Source organism: Psychrobacillus psychrodurans, assembly GCF_050209195.1.
GTDB classification, from domain to species: Bacteria; Bacillota; Bacilli; order Bacillales_A; family Planococcaceae; genus Psychrobacillus; species Psychrobacillus psychrodurans.
Genome location: NZ_CP189791.1, coordinates 2,116,325 through 2,138,829, shown reverse-complemented (window position 1 = coordinate 2,138,829; position 22,505 = coordinate 2,116,325). Strand labels below are relative to the sequence as shown.

The window sequence follows — 22,505 nt, the reverse complement described above, 5'->3', positions numbered from 1 at the left end:
GTATGATAATGTGAATATTAAGAAAAAATTATGAGGTGATGAACGTGTCTGTAAAAGGTCTCAATCATTTTTTATTTTCAGTTTCACATTTAGACAATTCTATTGCGTTCTATCAAAATGTATTTGATGCAAAGTTGTTAGTTAAAGGTAGAAGTACTGCTTATTTTGACTTAAATGGAATATGGCTAGCACTAAATGAAGAGAAAGATATTCCTCGTAATGAAATAAGCCAATCTTACACTCATATCGCATTTTCAATAAATGAAACAGAATTCGATAATATGTTTGAGAGACTAGAGAATTTGAATGTAAATATCCTACCAGGTCGTCAACGAGTGGAAAAAGACAAAAAGTCTATTTATTTTACTGATCCAGATGGTCATAAGTTTGAATTCCATACAGGTACTTTACAAGATAGGCTAGATTACTATAAACAGGATAAGAAACAAATGGATTTTTTTGATTGAAGTGCTATTTTGTTAAAATTAAAGGGTTCGATATAGGAGGAATTGTTGATGGATACGAAATACCCTATAGGCATTTTTCAGTTTGATGGTGAAATTACTAATAGCGTTACTAGTGAATGGATAAATGATATTGAAGACTTGCCCAGACTATTAAGAGATACTGTAAAAGACTTAGATAGTGAACAGCTTGATACAGCCTATCGTTCTGGAGGATGGACTGTTCGTCAAGTAATACATCACATTGCAGATAGCCATATGAATGCCTACGTTCGTTTTAAATTGGCACTTACGGAAGAAAATCCCGTAATTAAACCATATATTGAAACGAAATGGGCGGAACTAGCTGATTATAAAATGCCAATCGATACTTCACTTTTACTTCTAGAAACGTTGCATAAACGTTGGACCAACCTATTACGTAATTTAACTTCTGCCGATTTGGATAGGACATTTATTCATCCAGATTCAGGTGAAGTAACATTAGGTAAGAATATAGGAATCTATGCTTGGCATGGGAAACACCATCTAGCACAAATTACTACTTTGTGTAATCGTAAAGGGTGGCATTGAATTTTATAATAAAATTCTGGTGATTTACTACAAAAAGGAGTAATACCTTTTATTAAGAACTCAAGCAGCAGTTTGGTTGCAATACGAAAATGATTATTTAATTTATTGGTAGAGTTACGCTTGAATATATTGTTTTTAAAAATAACAGCAGAGGATGGTATATAATATTGAAAATTAAACTAGATGACTTGACTGATAAAAGAACTATTGAACTAATTAGCACACACTTAGCAGGTATGGCTGAAAACTCACCTTCTGAAAGTATACATGCGTTAAATGTGGCAGGGCTCAAGCAAAATGAAATTACTTTTTATAGTGCCTGGGAAAATGACGAAATTATGGGGTGTGGTGCTTTAAAAGAACTAACGTTCAAACATGGAGAAGTAAAGTCCATGCGAACAGCAGAGATACATTTGAAAAAGGGCGTTGCTAGAGCTATATTAAAGCATATCATTAATGAAGCTAAAATGCGTGGCTATTCAAGATTAAGCCTTGAAACAGGCTCTATGGAGGCATTCCAACCAGCTCTCAAGCTATATGAAAGCTTCGGCTTTACATACTGTGAGCCTTTTGATAAATATACAGATGACCCAAATAGTCTGTTTATGACATTGAATTTACTTTAGAGAATTCTCCCCGATTAGAGAGGAATTATTAAACAATCTACAAAGTTATAATGAAATAATAAAAGTACTCAAAATTTATCAATTTTAATTTTACTCATATGCTATCTTATTTAAAAAGTAATATTTACTTACTATTCACTAGAAAGTCTTTACTTCAAGAAGGAGTAAAGACTTTTTTCTTTCTTATAACTAAGAAGTTGTGATGATTAAAAAGTTATATAAAGTAAAAGTATATGTGCTAATCGATTTTTATCCTTATTCAAATATCAAAAATATGTTATTTTAAGATAAAAGCTAGAATAATTATTACGATATAACTGGTATTGTTGCTTTAATTATAGGAGTGTTTTATTTAAAAACCGGTATTTAGTTTTTTTAGATGATATAAAAGAACTATTGTTCCTCTTAGATGTACTTTGCCCTAAAGTATCTGAACAATAGTAGCAAGTTATTTGAATAAGATCCTATGAAATTCTATGGTGATACAGACTTTAATTAGCAAAAAAGAAAGTTAATTAAGAAAAGTTCGATTGTTGAAACTTATTTGATCAAAAACCGTATTATAATGTATAGCAGTTCTCAACGAAAAAGGGAGATGGAAGCGATGGCTGAAATGAAATGGACTGAAAAGTCATGCATTGGGTGATGTGGATTTTTTGGACTTCTATTGGAGCATTAATTATAGGCAGTTATCTTGTGAATGTTTTGACTGGGCGGAAATATAATTTAAAAGAACAAGAAAAGTCTTTAAACCAAAACATTGCTGAAGCAGATTCTCTACGAGAAGTTGATCGGTATAACCATCAAAATGGACCGTTTTAAATTCACGGAACACTGAAATGAAATTAAAGATCGTTGGGTTGCTTATGCAGCTCTTTTTTTGTTCGACCAAAGTTGTCGTATAGATCTTATTAATATTGCATGAAAGTTTATAGAAAAAGACACTACAAAAATAAACTGTACCCTATAAGATAGACACTTTAAAAAAGGTCATCTTATAGGGTCTTTTTGTTTATAATGAAAAAAACAGTATTCGGAGCGATAAATTATGACTAAAAATTATTTAACACCTAACCAACAAAAAGAACTAAAAAAGAATCCATATGTAAAAGCTGTAAGCAATAAAGCGATTACGTACACAGATGAATTTAAACGATTATTTATTACTGAAAATGAATTTGGGAAGTTTCCGCGTGAAATTTTTGAAGATGCAGGATTTGATATCGAAATGATGGGGATGACACGCATTCATAAAGCGGCAGCTCGATGGAAAACAGCATACCAAAACCAAGGAATTACTGGGTTAGAAGATTCTCGGAAATATAGTTCTGGTCGCCCACTTGAACGAGAACTAAGTCTCGAGGAAAAGTATGCACGATTAGAAGCGAAGACTCGATTACTTGAGGCAGAGAACGAACTCCTAAAAAAGCTCGATTTACTCGAAAGGCAGATGGTGAAGAAGAAATAAAAATTGCGCCAGAATTAAAATTCGAACTCATTAACCAGATTATTAAAAAGTATGAGTTAAAGCGTATGGTAAGTTATCTTTGCGAGGTAATGGATGTATCTCGATCAGGTTTCTACAATTACTTTGATGAAAAATCCATTCAAAAACGTGCAATTAAAGGCGGTTCGGACGAGGTGGTGAAAAACATCATTTTAAAGGCGTATCATTTCCGAGGACGCAAAAAAGGAGCACGCCAAATTAAAATGACACTCCAAAACCAGTACCAGATTACATATAACTTAAAACGTATTCGCCGCATTATGAAGAAATTTGAGATTGTTTGTCCAATTCGAAAAGCGAATCCCTATCGCCGCATGGCGAAAGCAACAAAAGAACATCGCACATGCCCGAACGAATTGCAGCGCAACTTTAAACAAGGGTTGGCTGGAAAAGTGTTATTAACGGATATCACATATTTAAACTACAGAAGCGGAAAGCGTGCTTATTTATCCACGATTAAAGACGCAGAGACGAATGAAATTTTAGCGTATGAAGTCTCAGATAAAATTACATTAGACATCGCATTAGATACACTTCACCAATTAAGACGTCGTCATTCACATATTCGAAATGATGCCTTTATTCATTCGGATCAGGGATTTCATTACACAAATCCGACCTATCAAAAATTAGTGAAAAAGATGAATCTTGGACAGTCAATGTCACGCCGTGGAAACTGTTGGGACAATGCTCCACAAGAATCATTCTTTGGGCATTTTAAAGATGAAACAAATATAAAAGAATGCGAAACATTAGAAGAAGTAAAACAAGAAGTGAAGTGTTATATGATATATTACAATTATTATAGAGGCCAATGGAATTTAAAAAAGCTGCCGCCTGCAAAATACAGACAGCAGCTTCAACAAGTTGCCTAACCTTTTTCAAAATGTCCTTTACAAAGGGTACAGTTTAAAAAGAATTAGCTCTTATTTTTATAAAATGTTGAGTATTGTACGATATAAAAAAATTGAAACAATATTTAATTCTAATCGTTTCTATAAAGTAAGTGGGAAATAGGAACAAGAAATCGGAATCTAATTAATACAATTAAAAGTGGAGTAGGTAATGTACTTGGAATTTTTCACAGCGCAATTAGTAATGATTGCATTATTTATCTTAGTTATTCATTCAATCGAAACGTTAGCTTATTCAGTACGTTTGTCAGGAGCAAGAGTGAAACTATTAGCATCTGCACTCTCCTTATTTAATGTGATGGTAATGGTTTCAAGGCTAGCAAATATGATGCAACAACCTTTTACGGGAAGTTTAATTGATAATGCACCAAAAGTAAATTCTTTGGAATTTGTGGAGAGCCAGTATCGAATTCTAATAGGTTCTGCAACATTAGGGACAGTAATAGGTTTACTTTTGTTACCGACATTTATTGCTGTTTTTTCGAGGGCAATCATTCACTTAGCAGAAGAACGAGGTTCAATTCCAGCGTTATTGAAAAAAGGATTTACGTTATCATATTTTAAACGTGCAAAAAAGCATATTCACTTACCGAGATATACTTATTTGAAAGATATGAATTGGCGAGATATACCTATTAAATTGTTTTGCATTAATATATTAATTACAGCAATTTATACTATCGGAGTATTATCTGCACTATATGCAGCTTTGCTGACACCTGAACGTGCAACAACTGCCGTTATGGCGTCGGGTTTAATAAATGGTATAGCTACAATCTTGCTGATTGTATTTATTGACCCTAAAATTTCAATCCTCGCGGATGATGTGATCAACAAAAAAGGGAACTATGTAACATTAAAAAGTGCCTCTATTATGATGGTTACTTCAAGACTGTTAGGTACATTGTTAGCGCAGGTCTTTTTCATACCTGGGGCAAAGTATATAGCATGGTTTACGCAGTTCCTTATGTAGTTTAAGAAAAATATTTTAGAATAAAAAAACTATTTCTCTTATTGAACTAAAGTACCGTGTTAGAGATAAAAGCTTTACACATCTATTACAAAGGAGTATTTAAATGAGTGATAATCAACTGCTTATTACATTCAAAAGTGAGCTTTCCAACTTTTCGCTGGAACAACTAAGATATATATCGGCAGTAGGGGTTTGGTCTATTGGACAAATGTATGACCATTTGATAGTTGTTGCGAATGAGTATCTCGATAATATGGAAACTTGTTTTACATTAAATAAGGAACAACCCCTAGGGAAGACACAATTTGGTGAGGAATTATATAGGAATAGAGGGTTCCCACCTATTAAAATTAAATTACCAGATGAACTAAATTCTCCACCAAATAATTCGAACAATATGGAAGACCTTATTATTAGGATGGATCAGTTAATTGAAAGATTGAGTCAATTGAAATCGAAAGTAGAATATATTAACCCTTGTTATAAAGTTGAACATGGAGGTTTCGGTTGGCTGAATGCAAGGGAATGGTGTGATTTAGTTGGAATGCATTTTCGTCATCACTTGCGTCAAAAAGATGAGTTGAAAAAGTTAATTATGTAGGTGGAAGTTGGTAAACATATAAACAGTGTTGTATTTATTAGGAGTAATAATTAGTGACAAGAGATGAAATTGCGAATTTATTAGATGGTATTGGATGGAAGGTAGAATTAATCCCATTTTATAGTATAGGTTATGGTGACTACTTTTGCCTTCTTTCAAATGAATGTTCCAACACAGGAGTCTACTATTATTCACATAATGCAAATAATATTGAAAAAGAAGCTGATAACTTTGAAGAGTGGTTAAATCAGTTGCCGACTTTTTTGAGTTAATCGAGTAAAGTGCCGAATAGGCTGCTTTTTAATAAAAAAGCTACATATTGTTAAAAAAAACCTTGCACTCTTTCTATACTCGTTATAAGATGTAAATCGTAATGATTACATTTTAATTCCGGGTGCGAGATTTACAAATTTGTAAATGTACAATCGAATAGCTTATCCAAAGTTAAACTATGCCGTAATTAATAGAACACTCATATACATATTGACCTGGATAAACACATTGTTTTACTTTACAAATAGCTACTGAACAAATGGAAGTTAAAATTTTTTGCGGTTTTTTAAATCGTAACGATTACTCTTTAATTTCTTTTCTTTAGCTATAACTGTTTTCTCGCATGTATCTTTGTTTGAAAATATTACCGGAAATCCTTGTTTAGGCAAGGGTAAGAAATAGAGGAGGGTATTTAATGTACAAATTATACAAATCATTAATCGTATCAATTTTAACAATATTACTTTTGACAGCTTGTTCTTCCAAGTCAGTGGAGCAATCGGAGAATGGAAAGAAAGAAATCAACCTGCTCTTTAATTTTGCTACAAGCTCGCTTGATCCAAATGTAGATACAAGCTATGTATCATTGAGAGCAGGAATTACCGAGACCCTAGTGCACTTGAATGATGAAACTTTAAAGATTGAACCTTGGTTAGCAGAAAGTTGGTCCAGTAAAGATGGCCAAACATGGACGATTAAGTTAAGAGAAAATATAACATTCCAAAATGGTAATCCAATGGATGGAGTGGCTGTGAAGGCTTCTTTGGAGCGTGCGATGAAAGACAGTATAGCGATTAAAAATGCACTGCGCATTGAATCGATTGAAGCGGATGCCAATACACTCACTATCAAAACTGAAGTCCCTTTTCCAGAATTTCCTTCCGAATTAGTTCATCCTAACACATCCATTATAGATATAACTGAAACGGATTTTGTTAAAAAACCGGTAGGTACAGGACCTTTTGCTGTTTCTTCATTCACTCCTGGAACTTCTGTGGATTTAATACGATATGACGAGTACTGGGATGGGGCTGCAAAATTAGAAAAAGCAAGATTCTCCTTTAATGAAGATGCTAATGCAAGATCTCTTGCCCTTGAATCAGGAGGTGCTGATGTCGTTTTCCGTCCGGAAGTTGAAAGCTTAGAGAACTTAGAAACAATTTCAGGGGTTACAGTAGAATCGACTTCGACGTTTCGTGTACATCAGATGACGATGAACCTTCAGCGCAAACCACTGCAAAATATCAATGTTCGTAAAGCAATGGATGCATTAATTAATCGAGAAAGCATTGTGGATACAATTTTAAGAGGACATGCAGAAGTCGCTACCGGACCTTTTCCATCGTCATTTACTTTTGCCCCAGATTATTTGGAAAAGCAAACTGGCATTGAAGTTGCGCGAGAGTTCCTTAGAAAAGCGGGTTATGAAGAGGTGGCAGGAGTGATGAAAAAAGATGGTGAACCCTTGGAGCTTACTTTACTTACATATAGCGCCCGCGCAGATTTGCCATTAATTGCTCAGGTTTTCCAATCAGATGCAGGGCAGTTAGGTATTAATGTGATTATCCAGCAAATTGAAATACCGGAAGAATATATGGCGGCAAATCGGGATTGGGATTTGACAACCTATAGTAATTTGACTGCTCCCCGCGGAGATGCTGGATATTATTTGAATGCAACATACCATCCAAACGGTGCACTAAATTTTAGTGGGGCGGATGATGACAAGTTAACAAGTATGATTGATAAACTGAACACCACTGTAGGACAGCAGGATCGTTCGGATATTGCGGAAAAAATTGCATCCTATGTGGACGAACAAGTATACAATTCCTTTATCCTTCATCCGAATACACTGGTCGCCTATAACTCTGACAAGGTGAAAAATTGGGTAACTTCCCGAAGTGAGTACTACATGTTAACGAATGAACTGGACGTGTATTAAGTGATTCACATATTGAGACGCAGATTGGTTGAAGTGACGCTTTTTCTGCTATTAATTACATTTATTAGTTTCCTTTTTGCTAGACTTGCACCAGGGGATCCAGTTCTTTCCATTCTTAGGGTGGATGACGTTTCTGTTACAAATGAACAGGTAGAGCAATTGAGGGAAGAGTTGGGTTTCAATGAGCCGCTACTAATTCAGTATGGTCATTGGTTAGCTGATTTTGTGAAAATGGATTTTGGAAATTCCTACATTACCAACCAACCGGTAATGGAAATGCTTTGGAGTGGTCTCCCGGCTACGTTGGAACTGACTGCGGGTGGGTTGCTTGTTATGATATTGATTGCAGTTCCACTCGGCTCACTTGCAGCAATATACAGGGGAAGTTGGATTGATCAAGCTAGCCGAGTAGTTTCCCTTTTGGGTGCTGCAATGCCAAGTTTTTGGCTAGGACTCATATTGATTGATTTATTTGCGGTGCGATTTGGAATTCTTCCTACTATGGGGAGGGACGGCATTATCTCTGCTGTCCTACCATCTATTACGTTAGGATTAGCAATCTCCAGTGTATATGTCCGATTGCTTCGTTCGAGCTTAATTGATTCTTTGAATCAGGAGTATATTCGGGCGGCACGTGCTAGAGGGCTCTCGGAGACGCGGATTTTCTTTGCACACGCGCTACGTGCAAGTCTACCCCCAGTCATTACCGTATTTGGTGTTAGCTTAGGTAGTTTGATTGGAGGGGTAGTTGTAATTGAAGTGATTTTTGCTTATCCTGGAATCGGAAAAATGGTCGTTGATGCAATTAGAGGAAGAGACTACCCTGTAATACAAGGATATATTTTAGTAATGGCAATTATTGTGTTTATGGTGAATAGTGCAGTTGATTTATCATACCGTTATTTAAATCCGGAATTGCGCTTTAAGGAAAGGAGGAAGAATTGATGGAGTTGAGGATATCTAAATCTTACAAAATAAGCTATAAATCCACATTATTACTCCTCGCTTTGATACTAATGTTAGGAATTGCAGCATTTACTTTCCTAGTCTTAAAATATGATCCCTCTTTCGTCAATTTGAATGAAAGGCTCCTTCCAATGAGCTTGGAGCATCCTCTCGGAACCGATCACTTAGGACGCGACATACTGACCCGTATTCTGCTTGGTTTCCAATTAACTGTTGGATATGGTTTTTTGGCCTTGCTAATGGCTGTAGTAATTGGTGTTCCCTTTGGTATAATAGCAGGATTTAAAGGAGGAATTGTAGATCGCATTCTAATGCGAATAGCTGATGCATTCCTCTCATTTCCCGATACAATTGTAGCCATTGTGTTAAGTGGTCTTTTAGGTCCTGGCATTGAGAATCTCTTGATTGCAATTGTCGTGGTTAAATGGGTTAACTATGCTCGTTTAGTGCGTAGTACAGTCATAATTGAACGTCAAAAGGAATACATAACTATGGCTAAAGTAAATGGCTTAAGCGAATGGAGAATTATGTTAAAACACTTGTTTCCTCATGTTGTCGGCCATGTACTTGTGCTAGCAAGCCTGGATTTAGGAAAAATCATTTTGTTAATATCCTCTTTATCTTACATTGGTCTTGGCGCACAGCCTCCGACTCCTGAATGGGGTGCAATGCTTAACGAGGCACGACCATATTTCCAGTCGGTCCCTTCATTGATGGTTTTTCCAGGATTGGCTATTGTTTTGGTGGTTCTACTATCGAATCTATTGGGTGACTATTTGCGAGATAAATTTGATGTAAAAAAGGAAGTGACTTCATGAGCCTTTTGAAAGTCAGCAATTTATCAATTTCAAAAAAACACAATAATATTGTTGAAAATGTTTCGTTCAATATTCGAAAAGGAGAATGGTTAGCTATTGTTGGGCAAAGTGGCAGTGGGAAAAGTCTGACAGCTTCGGCTATTTGCCAGCTGCTTGAGCCAAACTTACAAGCTGCTGGGGAAGTCCTTTATGAAGGGGAAAACCTACTCAATTTAATGCAGAAAAATATGCGAAACTTAAGGGGAACCCGCATTTCGTATATTTTTCAGGATTACCAAGGTTCGTTTACCCCTTTGTTGACGATTGGCCAGCATTTTGAGGAGTTTTTGAAAAGACATCTTAAACTTGCGAAAAGCCAGAGAAGAACAATGGCGGAAGAGGCTTTGACGTCTGTCGGGCTAAAGTCTGAAGTTTATCTACGTTATCCATTTCAGTTAAGTGGAGGGCAGCTTCAACGTGTTTCCATTGCACTTGCACTTCTCATGAAACCGGATCTCCTTATTGCAGATGAACCGACAACTGCTCTGGATAGTATATCCTCCTTCCAAATATTGCAGTTGCTGGCGGATTTACAACAGAAAAATGGTTGCGCGATATTATTTATCACACATGATTTACGCCACGTAAGAAAATATGCGGATCGTATACTGGTGATGAAAGAAGGGAGAATTATTGAGCAAGGGGAGAAGCATCAGCTACTAAATAATCCTAAACATTCTTACACACAACTGCTGATCAAAGCATCATTATCCCTTAGAACAACTTCCTCATTATTTTCTCCGGAGGTGTTTAAATGAGCCTGCTAGAACTTAAGAATGTTAGTAAAATATACGAAAATGGAGTTCCTGTACTCAATAACATTAATTTTAAAATGGAAAAAAAAGAGTGCATAGGGCTGGTTGGGGAGAGTGGCTGTGGCAAAAGTACGTTGGCGCGTTGTGTCCTACAGCTTGAATCCATTGAAGAGGGAAAAATCTTGTATAATGGCACTTCGTTGCATGATAAAAACGAAAAAAGCTTAAGACCTTACCGAAAAAATTTGCAAGCAGTTATGCAAAATCCTTCTTCCTCCTTAAATCCGAAGCTGAAGGTACAAAATTCTTTGATAGAGCCATTTCAGCAATATGGCAAAGATGCAACTCTGCAACATTTTAACTATACAAATGAAAAAAAATTTGCAGATCAACTAATGGATGCTGTAGAACTTCCACGGAAATTGATGGACCGATATCCACATGAGCTTAGCGGCGGACAAAAACAACGGATTTCCATAGCGCGCGCAATTAGTATAGAACCTGCTTTGATAGTATTAGACGAACCGACATCAAGCTTGGACGTATTGACTCAGGCTGCTATTTTAAAGTTGCTAGATGACCTTCGAGAGCGACTTGAACTTTCTTATTTGTTTATCTCTCATGATTTGTCGGCAGTCAATATGATGAGCCAACAAATTATGGTCATGAAGGAAGGGGCTATAGTGGATCATTTTGTGCAGGAAGATCTATTTTCTGTAAAGCGACATAATTATACAAAGCAATTAATTTCACTGTTTGAATGATATATTCATGAGCATATAGGTAAGAACTAGTGGAACGAATAGGAGCATTTTTTATGAACCACAAATCATATTTAGCACTAGCAGTACCTTTAACACTTTCTACTGTTACCACACCCCTACTGGGAGCAGTAGATACAGCCGTGGTTGGACAAATAGATAATCCAGCTTATATAGGTGGTGTAGCTATAGGAACGGTTATCTTCAATACAATGTATTGGTTATTTGGTTTTTTGCGCATCAGCACATCTGGTTTTGCAGCACAGGCTCATGGAGCTAACGATGAGCTGCAGGAAAGGCTTTCTTTAATACGTCCCTTTTTAATTGCTTTGCTGGTAGGAAGTATTTTCTTGCTTCTTCAAAATCCGATCGAATATGCAGCAATGACGCTGCTAAACCCCGCATCTGATGTGGAAGCTTTGGCAACTGAATATTACCAGATACGCATATGGGGTGTGCCAGTAACGTTAATAAATTATGTTATTCTCGGTTGGTTAATGGGGCTGGCCCGCATCAAAGTAGTAGTAATGATTCAAGTAACAATGAATTTAATTAATATTGTTCTGGATATAGTTTTCGTTAATGTTTTTTCATGGGGAGTATCAGGAGTAGCTACTGCTACATTAATCGCAGAAGTTGCAGCACTAATAATCGGACTTTACGTGATAGTCAGGGGAACTACGGTTACCTTCAAACTTCTGCCTGTAAAACAGATTTTAGATGCGTCAGCATTAAAAAAGATGTTATCCGTAAACCAGGATTTGTTTATACGAACCGTATGCTTGCTACTCGTATTTAATATTTTCACGTATAAAAGCGCATCTTTCGGAACCGAAACTTTAGCAGCCAACGCGGTATTACTTCAAATACATTACTTGATGGCTTATTTTTTTGATGGTTTTTCTAATGCTTCAAGTATTCTATCAGGAAAAGCACTGGGATCAAAAGATTATAGTTTATATAAAAAAACGGTTACCATTTCGGTACATTGGGCTATAGTCACTTCGATTTTACTCACAATTTTGTATTGGGCATTTAGCCAAGAAACCATTGGACTTTTTACGAATATCCAAGAAGTTGTTGACATAGCGGTAGTCTATAGTAATTGGCTTTTATTGTTCCCGATATCTACAAGCATCGGTATTATTTTCTATGGCATTTTCACAGGGGCATCAGAAACAGCACCTATTCGAAAATCCATGATTTTTTCCTTACTTTCATTTTTCCTAATTTTCGTACTGGTAGTCCCTTTTTTCAATAATCACGGACTATGGATTGCTTTTATTGCTTTTAGTGCCGGCAGGTCGTTATTTTTGTCGTTTTATATTCCAAAACTGAATATATATTTTTCCAGTTTAAGTAAGAATTATTAATGAATCAAATAAAATAAGAATATGTTAAAGGTAATGTTTGAGTTTTCGTAAGGTGGTATTGTTTGTGAAATATAAGACTTAAACTATCTAAGCAGGTTAGTTTAAGAAGAAAATAAAATTTATTGTTTATATATTCAATTAAATGGGATGAATTATAGGTGGATTGGTACCAATGAATTCGCCAGCCATACTGTACTTATGTCCATTCCTCACCAATTTTCATCCTCTGTGGTGCAGCATTCTATGCTGTATGAATGGCTAACGGGTGCTTTGTAAAAATCATGGGGTTGCTCAGGCAACTCTTTTTTTATTCAACTAACGAAACGGTTTAGTTGTGCGAAATGTTCCTAGTTAAACAACTGCAATATAAAAAGGGGAAGGGGCTATGTTCTTTGTCTTTAACACAATTCTCCTAGAAATTACATATGAAATAGTGAACTACATAGAATGTTACTAAATTTTCTTGCTTTTTTATGTACATGTAAGGTCATATGTACAGCTAGTGAGAGAAATTCTAAATATAATGAGTAACATGAACTCAAATTGACACCCATATTCTATGCACATAGTCAAAAGGAATATTCTCTATCTTCACAAATTTCTAACGCTATTTGACTATTAATAAATTTTATTACTAGTATGCAAAGGCGGGTGTTTAACTACAGTTTATTAAAAAATAAGGAGGGTAGAAATGGATAAAGACAGTAAACATAATAAACATGAAACTCTAAATGCATTAACTAAACGAGTATCAACATTGGAAGAGTTATACGAGAAAATGGAAAAGCAACAGGAACTATTGAATGAAATTCCTACAGAAATTAGAAAAAATCCTCGACCATCTGAATCACTTTTTAGTATTTTGGAAGACTTAGACTTGGATATGGAGAAATTTATAAAGATGGCCACATTTATTTGGCGTTTATATACCGATAGTAATGAAGAGAAAATTCAACAAAAAGAAGCTGATTAATAAATCAGCTTCTTCCTCATTTATAACAACTTATATTTATGAAAAGTTATTTAAATGATGCTCCAACAATGATTAATAAAATAAACAATACAACAATTAATACAAAAGTTGAACCGTATCCGCTCGTAGTCATAATTCACACTCCTTAAACCAAATTTAGTAAGCTTACTTTAATAAGTTATTCTTGTTAAATAGAAATAATATGGACAACTATCTTGCCGAACAAAAATATTATGGACAACTAATTAATTGTTTTGTAGAAATTAATAAAATCTTAAAGAAAATAAAAAGGGTATTAGATAATGTAATATTGAAATATAAGAATGAAGAGAAACATTAACTAAAAACAACTTGAGATAGAAAACAACTTAATAATTAAAAATGTTCGATTTCATACATATGTCTTATTCAACTAGCGAGTGCTTTACTTCAGCAAAGAATAGAGAAAGGTAGGTGATTAAATATGAGTTTAGCAAGCTATATAGGGTGTAATATAGAAGTCCATCTCAGTAATGATGAAGAAAATAAAGGATTAATTTATATTGGGGATTGTTTTTCAAGTAAGTACAACAAACAAGATGTACAAACATATCAATTTACCACACCTTTTGTATATGAAGTATCGAGTGATTGGGAAATTGAGATCTCAGAAGAAATGAATCAAACAACATGTGCTGAATCAAAAAAGAAACTAATTGCATTATTTGAAATTATGGATCGTTACCTTAAAAAAGGTGATTATTTTGAACTGTATAGTTGTTGGGTTGGCGAAGAAAAGGACAAACGAGTAGGTGAGCTAACTTTGAAGATAGGTAAATTAAATGTTGATTTGATTGAATTACCTGAAAAAATTTGGTGCGAATAGAAAAGTAATGCCTGTTTTTTCTATAGATAGAGAATAGAATGGGGGACATATCAGGGATGAAAGCTGTTTTTCATTGGTAGTACTGGAGGAGAGGCATCAATTTGTTTTCAATGCAAAATTTTACTCAAAATATCTTAATTATATGCTAACAATGTAGATTAACTCTAATAAAATGAAATTTAATTAGAGTTAATCTAACTAGCATGGAGATTTTATAATTGATTTAGTTTCTTAAAAAACTAGTCCACTAAATTTTAAATTGGTTGATAATAACCTGCAGATCATCAGCAAGTTTGGCAAGTGCCATTGAAGATGATGTTATTTCTTCCATCGATGCAAGTTGTTCTTGTGTTGCTGCTGATATATTCTGGGTAATCGCAGAAGTCTCTTGGGCAACATTACTTACATTTTCAATGGAGTCGTTAACTGAAAGTGTTCCATTTGACAATTTCTTAAGTGAATCTGAAATATCTTCTATTTGTGAAACAACCCCGTTAACAGCTTGTTCAATTTTCTCGAAAGAACTTCCTGCCACACTAACTACATTAAGACCAGATTGTACTTCTTCAGCTGCTTTTTCCATTGTTTTTAATGTTAAATTAGTATCATTTTGAATTAATTGAATTAGGTTCGAAATTTGTTCAGTAGAATTTGTGGATTCTTCAGCTAGCTTTCTTACTTCATCGGCAACAACCGCGAATCCTTTGCCATGTTCACCAGCTCTGGCAGCTTCAATAGCAGCATTTAATGCTAATAAGTTAGTTTGAGCTGATATTCCTGTTATTACATTAGTAATCTGACTGATTTCATTAGATCTTGCATCGAGGTTTCCAACTGCCTTAGATAAGCTATTTACGTTTTCATAAATAGAATTCATTTGTTCATTTACTTTTTGAATAGCCTTATTTCCTTCAGTTGAGAGTGTTGATGCTTGAAGGGCGTCTTTTGTAATTTCCTCTGTATGTTTGGAAATTGTTTTTGTGTGATTAGTAATGTCTTTCATAACTCTAAAACTATTTTCGACTGTATCCAACTGTTTATCTGATCCCGAAGCAAGTTCTTGGACAGTTAGGGTAATGTGTTCGCTAGCATTGCTATTTTGCTCTGCACTCGCACTTAATTGTTCAGATGCAGATGCAACCTGTTGTGAAGAGTCTTGGACAGTAATGAATACAGCTTGGAGAGAATTTGTCATATTGTTATAGGAAGCGGTAAGTTCTCCAATTTCATCCTTAGATTCATATTTACCTTTACCTGTAAAGTCTCCATTTTCAGCTTCAATTAGTAAACCCTTAACTTCTTTAATTGGACGAACTATCATACGGGTAATTATTATGCTTAAAGTAACTAAAATTAGTAATACTACAATAGCTATACCAGCAACAAAAACTAGTACTACCTGTTTTTTATCGTTATTTTCGTTATTTATTAAATCTGCATTTTCTAAGTTATAGTTCTGCATTTCTTTCAATACGTCATTAACAGCAGCTCGATTTTCTTCAACTGCACCCATGTACAAAGAATATGCCTCTTCATTTTTATTGCTTGCTGCAAGCTCCATTACTTTATCTCTATTGTTAGCAAGTTCTTGTGCACGCTGTTTGTATTGCTCATTTAAATTTATTTCCTCTTTCGTTAGATCCGTTTTTTCAATTTCAGCGATAATTGAATCAATCTCTTCCCAAGCGGATGAGATTTCATTGTTTAACTCTTTGGTTCTTTCAGGGTTCTTCGTTACTAGAGCTTCTAGTGTGTAGGCATCACTCGCTCTGGCATTTACTCTGATTTGCATTATTTTATTCAGATGCAATAGGTTATCTTTATACATAACATTTGAACCTTTTGCCATTTCGTTTATATAGCTGATTCCAAGGGCTCCGATTGAGCACAGCCCTAATGCGCTAGCTATAATAATAATTAATAATTTTTTGCTAATACTTAAATTTCTTAAAAACTTCAAATTGAATACTCCTCTGCATTTAATTTTATCTACATTTAACTATCGGTTTGAAAGTATATATTTCAAATTGAAAATAAAATTTTATAGATTAATATTCATTTATGAATACGATAGTTCGCCGTAAATACTATTTAGATATAATTATAAATATCCTTGAATAAGAAAATAATTCCATTTGAATTTACATGGATAGAAGGAAAGGGCGTATTTATGCTGATCAATAATGTACTAATTTCCAGAAAGTTAATTCAATTAGATGGATAATGGTATTTTGATATATAAATTTCTATAATAGGCTATTTTTTATAACCAGTACGTTTTTCAATAAGTGGAGATACATATTTTTTTAAAGTTAGGTTTACTCTTTTATATAAGAAGGAGTCGAATAACCTTAAGTTGAATTTACCATAGAGAAGGGTGGTTGAAAGATGAAAATAAATAAAATGACCAATACTGCTTTGTAAATTGTTGAAAGGTCAAGTGCTGATAAGAAATATGTGAGAAGGTGGAGAATTGGATTTTTCAGAATTAGTTATAGATACCGAAAGATTAATTATACGGCCCTTTAAAAAAGATGATTATAGCGATTGGTTCAAGCAGTTCGATAATAGAATGCCCTCGAAATATAAATATGATGACGGTCGTCCTTCAAGCATGTCTGCTTATAAGGAAGAATGGTTTGTAGACTGGATTAATGGTTTCAATGAGTCAGCAAGAAAAGATAAAATGTACAACTTGGGAATATTTTGTAAAGAAGATGGATTAAACGTAGGGAAAGTAGAACTTATAACGATTTTACGGATGGATTACCAATGGGCGATGGTGGGCTACTCGATTCACAATCAGTATTGGAAAAAGGGTTATGGGTTAGAAAGTGTATTAGCAGCCACGGAAACTTTCTTTTTAACTTTAAATTTTCATCGAATCGAATTGCATATAAATACGGATAATTATCCCTCGATCCGACTAGCTGAAAAAGCTGGTTTTATGTTCGAATGTGTAAGGGAAGAATTTTCACTTGATAATGATAAATGGACGGATTTTTTGATTTACTATAAAAATAGAATATAAGATTTGAGACAATGATTAACCCTAAGAGTGGGTAGAAGAAATTCTGAATGTACTCATAAAAAACTTCTACCAAACCTTCCGCTAGAAACTTTATCACTAATTGATTCAGTACTAAAAATGAGCTAATGATATAATATTTATTAATTCACAACTCGAATATCAAACGAAAGATGTACTCGATGCAATGGAAGCAGATTCCGGTATATCATTGAAATCGTTGAGAGTAGATGGTGGGGCTGTAAAAAATGACTTCTTAATGCAATTCCAAAGTGACATACTTGACGTTGAAGTAGATCGTCCTGTTATTAATGAAACAACCGCTTTAGGAGCAGCGTATTTAGCGGGATTAGCAGTTGGTTATTGGAAAGACAGAAGCGAGATCTCTGAGAGATGGAAAAATGACAAGTCATTCCAACCAAAAATGGAAGAAGAAAAAAGAAATAATTTATATGATGGATGGCAAAAGGCAGTGAAAGCTGCGAAGATATTTAAATAATAGTTTATCAACTTAAGTAAATACATCAGAAATCAGCCTCAATAGATGGGGCTGATTTTTTGTTTGGTTTGACGAAAAATTGATTTGGAATCACCCAAAATAATACTTAGATATTTGTTCAATAAATAATTTTTCTAAATCTCCTTTCTTTTTCAAGATGATAAAAGTGGAAACAGTAGGTAAATCGAATAAATCGAAATGGGGCTGCATTATTTTGCCTTCCAATAACTCACGGCGAACGATTGAGTGTGGCAAAAAGGATACTCCTAGATCATCTTGAACAAACCGTTTGGCAATATGGGCCTGTGTTACTTTCATTGTTCTAATTCCATTGATATTCTTATGTAGTTTCACAAGAAGATCATCCCAAAAAACAGGATGATGATGGGTAAACAAATAATTGTTCTGCAAAACCCCCTTAATATCAATGGGAGGTCCGCTTTCCTCATCGTAAATGTCTACTGGCATAACGAATAAAATTGGTTCCTTATAAATAATAATGGATTCTACGCCTTTTGTTTGTGCGTCGAGTGCCGAAATGCCGATATTTACTGCTCCTGATTCTACCAGACCTTCGATAAGATAGGATTCCTCCACACGAATAGTTATTTCCAAGTCAGGTTGTAGCTTCATAAACGAACGTAAAAAATAAGGGAGAATCGTCTCAGCCATAAGTGGTGAAATCGCAATTGTCCAAGTTCGGCGATATCCTTGTTTAAAAGCATGCATTTTGTGAATTGTGCTTTCAGTATTGTTCAAAAGCTTTTGTGCTTCGGGTAGAAAGTATCTTCCTGCTTCCGACAAAGTTACTCGATTATTTTGCCTATCAAAAAGAGTGGATCCCAAATGTTCCTCAAGTAAACGGATATGAACGGTGACACTTGGTTGGGACATCATCAATTTTTCAGATGCCTTTCGAAAGTTAAGTGTCTCTGCAGCAATACAAAAAGTTTTCAGCCATTGATATTCCATATAGTCATCACCTTTGATTAATAATTATAATTAATATGATTATATATATTTAATTTTTTTTATCAAGTTCTTCTCTTATACTAAAGAAAAGGAGTGGTATATATGTTTCAAAAGGGATTAAAAGATGTTGTAGCAGTTCATACAAAAATTGCCTCAGTGGATGGGGAAGTTGGGGAACTAAGATATAGAGGAATACTAGTAGATGAGCTAGTTGCTTATAATACATTTGAACAATTGGCAGCCTTTTTATGGACTGGGGAAAGCGGTACTGAAAAAAAGCTCGAATTGAATCAATGTCGAGAATTGCCTGCACATATAATAGCGATCATTGATGCACTTCCAACCGAAATATCTTTAATGGATGCAATGAGAACGGCTATTTCTGCATATTCACAACCAGCATTTAAAGAAAAATTAATAGAAGAGCAGGCAGTCATATTAACAGCTGCACTTCCGATGATTGTGGCTAGACATTATCGAAACCAGCAAGGACTTCCTATTATAGAATCGAATAAGAACCTTTCCTACACAGCAAATTATTTATGGATGCTAACTGGGGAAATTCCAAGTGATGTACAAGTGGAAGCGCTAGAAACGTACTTGAAACTTACAATGGAGCATGGTCTCAATGCATCGACCTTTGCTGCACGTGTAACGATTTCAACCGAGTCAGATTTAACAGCAGCGATTACTTCTGCAATTGGAACAATGAAAGGACCACTACATGGAGGAGCTCCATCAGGTGTTATTTCTATGTTAAATGAATTCGAAGAACCTACAAAAATCCGTACGATTGTTAAAAATAAAATAGAAACCGGAGAAAAGATAATGGGCTTTGGTCATCGAATATACAAAACAGAGGATCCTCGTTCAATTATACTGCGAGAGAAATGTATAGAGCTTCAAGGAAAAGATGCATGGCTAGATATTGCAACAATCGCAGAAAAAGAAATAATCGAGTTATTAGCGGAGTATAAACCAGGTAGGAAGTTATATACGAATGTAGAGTATTATGCGGCAGCTATTATGCGCTCTATTAACATGCCGTCGGAATTGTTTACTCCGACATTCAGTGTAGCTAGAATGGTAGGTTGGACAGCCCATGCAATTGAACAGTTGGAAGACAATACAATTTTCCGTCCACAGTCTATATACGTAGGGCAAATAAAATAATTCTTATAAGATACCGTTTCAGTAACAGAAAACGGTATCTTTTTTTTGGATGGAAAAGGAAATCTATACGTCGAGGCGAATATATATATAGTGAGATGTAAATGAAAGGGGAATGTATATGAAATTTATAATAATGGGAGCAACTGCAATCCTTTCAGGAATCATGTTATTTGGGATGACATGGATTGCAGCTGCTATATATACAACTAGAGGAGGCGGATATGGCAGATTTTCTGATGCTATAGATGTGATAGGGTATTTTCCGATAATTATAAGTATTATTTTGGTTATAATTGGTATATCTTTTTTTGGAACTGCCTTTAATAAACATTTAGAAGACAAGTAAACTTGTGGTGAATTATTAAATGTCAGTGAAAAGTGTTAGTTCATTTTAAGAATTTCATGTGATTTTCAAGGAGTATATTAGCCTATTTTTTAGGTGATCTTTTCGTTAAAGAATATAAGAAAAGCATGGAGAATTAAATACTATTATTGCATGGAAAGATAAAAATTTTGAAGCAAAATAGCGCTATGGCTATCTCAAGAAGGAGCAGATAAAAGTGAATCATTTTGAAGAATATAATGATCCAATTTCATACGATATTGAAAACGATGCCTATACTAGTGAACTTAATTTACTTACAGAATGGGCTATCAAACAGGGAGGACCAATTATAGATCTGGCATGTGGGACCGGTAGAATGACGATCCCTTTAGCTAAAAAGGGCTTTGAATTGATAGGGGTAGATTTACATAGAGGTATGCTTGAACATGCGAAGAGGAAAGCGGAAAATTTGGTAATACAAATTAAATGGTTAGTTCAAGATTGCACAGTGCTTCAACTAGAAGAAAAAAGCCCGTTAATGTTTATGGTTGGGAACTCCTTTCAACATTTTCATACAAATGAACAACAAAATCTTGTTTTGAGGTCTATACATAGCCATTTAGAAACAGATGGAATTTTGGTATTTGGGATTAGGTTTCCAACGGCGGAAGAATTGCTCCAACCAAGTACAGAAGAGTATTGGAAAACATATATAGATACAATTGAGAATAAAGAAGTAAAAGTATATACGATTAGTAATTATAATCCTTTAGAACAAATACAGCATTATACAACAATCAGAAAATATATGGATAAAGGCAATGTTGTAAAGGAAAGAAGAACGAACATTAGTTTAAGATACACATATCCTAAAGAAATGGAACGGTTACTATTTGAAAACGGACTAGATATTTTACATGTCTATGAAGATTGGAATAAATCATTACTAAGTAAAGATAGTGATGAGATGATTTATGTTTGTAAAAAAAGATAAAATTGCACTAAGCAATATCTGTCACTAATAAGCGTGATATATGTTAGGTAAAGTATAATAAGGATCATTTATGTGTGTTTAAAAAGACACTCATAGTCTTGGTAAATTAAACGGTCAAGATGAGTATTTAAGATACCTAATGTTTCTAACGCAGCGCTGATTTAAGAGTGAGGATTATTCCTCACTCTTTTTTATAGGACGAATTAGTTAAATTTTCTATATTATAATACCTTTACTATTTGATTCAACTTTTCTAAAAAGTTGATTGACAGTACAAGTAAAATGTTTTATCTTTGTGTTAACCTTAAAAATATATAAGGTTAACACATTAGAGGAGGTATTATGTTTTGGAAAAAAGTAATATTTATCAATACTTATTAGCGGCAATTGGGGCTGCAATTATAGCAATACTCGCACAGGTGACAATTCCTCTGCCACTTGTACCAATTACTGGGCAAACTTTTGCGATCGGTTTAGTAGTTACCATTTTAGGTATGAGATTAGGTGTATTATCAGTGATGGTATATATATTAATCGGTGCGGTTGGAATGCCGGTATTTAGTGGGATGTCAGGAGGATTAGGAATTGTAGTTGGACCAACAGGTGGCTATATTGTTGGTTTCTTGCCATCTGCATTACTTATGGGACTTTATATGAGAAAATTTGGTGTCACAATTTCACATGCTATTATAGCTAATTTAATTGGTATGGTTGTTACATTGGTATTCGGGACGGTTTGGTTAAAAATAATAGCTGATTTGACGTGGACTGCAGCATTTATGGGTGGTGTTGCTCCATTTATTATCGTAGGTGTAATAAAAGCGGTACTAGCTGCATGGTTTGGTGTTGTCGTTCGTCGTCGATTAGAAACAGCACGTTTAATCGTGGCTAATACATAAAAAAAATGTTTTTTGTTTTAATAACTTCCAGGGTAGTTTTAAATGATGTTGGGTAACTTTGAAATATTTGTAGAGGACCTTTTTTATATCGGAAAGAGGAGGCAGCAAGTGGAATAGATAGCTTGCTGTCCACTTGCTGCCCTTAGACAGGTAATTAGTTTTCTGTAGATTGGATAGTGAGTCAGGGAA

The 22,505-nt window shown here is 34.6% G+C and carries 23 protein-coding genes and 2 pseudogenes; 22 read left to right on the top strand and 3 right to left on the bottom strand.

All coding sequences use genetic code 11. From position 1 onward, the window contains the following. Positions 1 to 38 precede the first annotated feature (38 nt). The 15 genes from fosM to ACQCPR_RS10105 all read left to right on the top strand — a co-directional run bounded on the left by fosM (position 39) and on the right by ACQCPR_RS10105 (position 13,561). Positions 39 to 467: a FosM family fosfomycin resistance protein gene (gene fosM / locus ACQCPR_RS10175; protein ID WP_427136938.1), complete on the top strand. Its 429-nt coding sequence runs from the start codon at positions 39 to 41 to the stop codon at positions 465 to 467. A 45-nt stretch (positions 468 to 512) separates the two neighbouring features. Beyond that, positions 513 to 1,037 carry a YfiT family bacillithiol transferase gene (locus ACQCPR_RS10170; protein ID WP_427136937.1) on the top strand — a complete coding sequence of 175 codons (525 nt, stop codon included), beginning with the start codon at positions 513 to 515 and terminating at the stop codon, positions 1,035 to 1,037. 167 nt (positions 1,038 to 1,204) lie between these two features. After that, entirely contained in the window at positions 1,205 to 1,663 is a 459-nt protein-coding gene (locus tag ACQCPR_RS10165; RefSeq protein WP_427136936.1) for a GNAT family N-acetyltransferase, read from the top strand. Positions 1,664 to 2,296: 633 nt separating this feature from the next. After that, a complete protein-coding gene (locus ACQCPR_RS10160; protein ID WP_427136935.1) occupies positions 2,297 to 2,485 on the top strand; it encodes a hypothetical protein in 189 nt (62 codons plus the stop codon). A 226-nt stretch (positions 2,486 to 2,711) separates the two neighbouring features. Beyond that, positions 2,712 to 4,045, top strand: a protein-coding gene (locus ACQCPR_RS10155; protein ID WP_340928296.1) for an IS3 family transposase whose coding sequence is annotated in 2 segments (ribosomal slippage) — positions 2,712 to 3,099 and positions 3,099 to 4,045 — 1,335 coding nt in all. Because the reading frame shifts where the segments join, the coding sequence is not laid out codon by codon here. A 223-nt stretch (positions 4,046 to 4,268) separates the two neighbouring features. Then, a complete protein-coding gene (locus ACQCPR_RS10150) occupies positions 4,269 to 5,057 on the top strand; it encodes a lipid II flippase Amj family protein (RefSeq protein WP_427138930.1) in 789 nt (262 codons plus the stop codon). Between the two features lie 103 nt (positions 5,058 to 5,160). After that, the gene (locus tag ACQCPR_RS10145) at positions 5,161 to 5,658 is read left to right on the top strand and encodes a DinB family protein (RefSeq protein WP_427136934.1); all 498 of its coding nucleotides are present in this window, start codon (positions 5,161 to 5,163) and stop codon (positions 5,656 to 5,658) included. Positions 5,659 to 5,711: 53 nt separating this feature from the next. Beyond that, positions 5,712 to 5,930: an SMI1/KNR4 family protein gene (locus ACQCPR_RS10140; protein WP_427136933.1), complete on the top strand. Its 219-nt coding sequence runs from the start codon at positions 5,712 to 5,714 to the stop codon at positions 5,928 to 5,930. A 416-nt stretch (positions 5,931 to 6,346) separates the two neighbouring features. Further along, positions 6,347 to 7,876 carry a nickel ABC transporter substrate-binding protein gene (nikA, locus tag ACQCPR_RS10135; protein WP_427136932.1) on the top strand — a complete coding sequence of 510 codons (1,530 nt, stop codon included), beginning with the start codon at positions 6,347 to 6,349 and terminating at the stop codon, positions 7,874 to 7,876. After that, a complete protein-coding gene (gene nikB / locus ACQCPR_RS10130; RefSeq protein WP_427136931.1) occupies positions 7,877 to 8,821 on the top strand; it encodes a nickel ABC transporter permease in 945 nt (314 codons plus the stop codon). Next, entirely contained in the window at positions 8,821 to 9,660 is an 840-nt protein-coding gene (gene nikC / locus ACQCPR_RS10125) for a nickel transporter permease (RefSeq protein WP_427136930.1), read from the top strand. The genes nikB and nikC overlap by 1 nt, the downstream gene beginning before the upstream one ends. Further along, positions 9,657 to 10,457, top strand: coding sequence for an ABC transporter ATP-binding protein (locus tag ACQCPR_RS10120; RefSeq protein ID WP_427136929.1), 801 nt, complete (start codon positions 9,657 to 9,659; stop codon positions 10,455 to 10,457). Before nikC ends, ACQCPR_RS10120 begins: the two co-directional genes overlap by 4 nt. Next, a complete protein-coding gene (locus ACQCPR_RS10115; RefSeq protein WP_427136928.1) occupies positions 10,454 to 11,218 on the top strand; it encodes an ABC transporter ATP-binding protein in 765 nt (254 codons plus the stop codon). Before ACQCPR_RS10120 ends, ACQCPR_RS10115 begins: the two co-directional genes overlap by 4 nt. 53 nt (positions 11,219 to 11,271) lie before the next feature. After that, positions 11,272 to 12,588 (top strand): MATE family efflux transporter, encoded by a 1,317-nt coding sequence (locus tag ACQCPR_RS10110; protein WP_427136927.1) that lies wholly within the window; start codon positions 11,272 to 11,274, stop codon positions 12,586 to 12,588. Positions 12,589 to 13,279: 691 nt separating this feature from the next. Continuing rightward, positions 13,280 to 13,561 carry a hypothetical protein gene (locus ACQCPR_RS10105; RefSeq protein ID WP_427136926.1) on the top strand — a complete coding sequence of 94 codons (282 nt, stop codon included), beginning with the start codon at positions 13,280 to 13,282 and terminating at the stop codon, positions 13,559 to 13,561. 46 nt (positions 13,562 to 13,607) lie between these two features. Here the strand turns inward: ACQCPR_RS10105 and ACQCPR_RS10100 are convergent, their stop codons facing one another. Next, positions 13,608 to 13,694: a YjcZ family sporulation protein gene (locus tag ACQCPR_RS10100; protein ID WP_090569695.1), complete on the bottom strand. Its 87-nt coding sequence runs from the start codon at positions 13,692 to 13,694 to the stop codon at positions 13,608 to 13,610. A gap of 330 nt (positions 13,695 to 14,024) precedes the next feature. Here ACQCPR_RS10100 and ACQCPR_RS10095 point away from each other — a divergent pair. Continuing rightward, positions 14,025 to 14,434: pseudogene (locus ACQCPR_RS10095) on the top strand (hypothetical protein). Positions 14,435 to 14,673: 239 nt separating this feature from the next. On the opposite strand, the gene ACQCPR_RS10090 reads toward ACQCPR_RS10095, so the two are convergent. Further along, entirely contained in the window at positions 14,674 to 16,386 is a 1,713-nt protein-coding gene (locus ACQCPR_RS10090) for a methyl-accepting chemotaxis protein (protein ID WP_093495871.1), read from the bottom strand. Positions 16,387 to 16,899: 513 nt separating this feature from the next. Between ACQCPR_RS10090 and ACQCPR_RS10085 the strand changes: the two genes are divergently transcribed. Both ACQCPR_RS10085 and ACQCPR_RS10080 read left to right on the top strand, forming a co-directional pair. Then, entirely contained in the window at positions 16,900 to 17,457 is a 558-nt protein-coding gene (locus tag ACQCPR_RS10085; protein ID WP_427136925.1) for a GNAT family N-acetyltransferase, read from the top strand. Between the two features lie 136 nt (positions 17,458 to 17,593). Then, a pseudogene (locus ACQCPR_RS10080) lies at positions 17,594 to 17,953 on the top strand (FGGY-family carbohydrate kinase); the annotation flags it as partial. Between the two features lie 90 nt (positions 17,954 to 18,043). Here ACQCPR_RS10080 and ACQCPR_RS10075 read toward each other — a convergent pair. After that, positions 18,044 to 18,925, bottom strand: coding sequence for a LysR family transcriptional regulator (locus ACQCPR_RS10075; protein ID WP_427136924.1), 882 nt, complete (start codon positions 18,923 to 18,925; stop codon positions 18,044 to 18,046). A 102-nt stretch (positions 18,926 to 19,027) separates the two neighbouring features. Here ACQCPR_RS10075 and ACQCPR_RS10070 point away from each other — a divergent pair, with 102 nt between their 5' ends. From ACQCPR_RS10070 to ACQCPR_RS10055, 4 genes are all read left to right on the top strand, one after another. Then, entirely contained in the window at positions 19,028 to 20,098 is a 1,071-nt protein-coding gene (locus tag ACQCPR_RS10070) for a citrate/2-methylcitrate synthase (protein WP_427136923.1), read from the top strand. Between the two features lie 118 nt (positions 20,099 to 20,216). Beyond that, positions 20,217 to 20,444 carry a hypothetical protein gene (locus tag ACQCPR_RS10065; RefSeq protein WP_427136922.1) on the top strand — a complete coding sequence of 76 codons (228 nt, stop codon included), beginning with the start codon at positions 20,217 to 20,219 and terminating at the stop codon, positions 20,442 to 20,444. A 214-nt stretch (positions 20,445 to 20,658) separates the two neighbouring features. Further along, positions 20,659 to 21,417, top strand: a complete 759-nt coding sequence (locus tag ACQCPR_RS10060; protein WP_427136921.1) for a class I SAM-dependent methyltransferase — start codon at positions 20,659 to 20,661, stop codon at positions 21,415 to 21,417. 347 nt (positions 21,418 to 21,764) lie between these two features. Beyond that, a complete protein-coding gene (locus ACQCPR_RS10055) occupies positions 21,765 to 22,316 on the top strand; it encodes a biotin transporter BioY (protein ID WP_340879760.1) in 552 nt (183 codons plus the stop codon). The last annotated feature ends 189 nt before the right edge of the window (positions 22,317 to 22,505 follow it).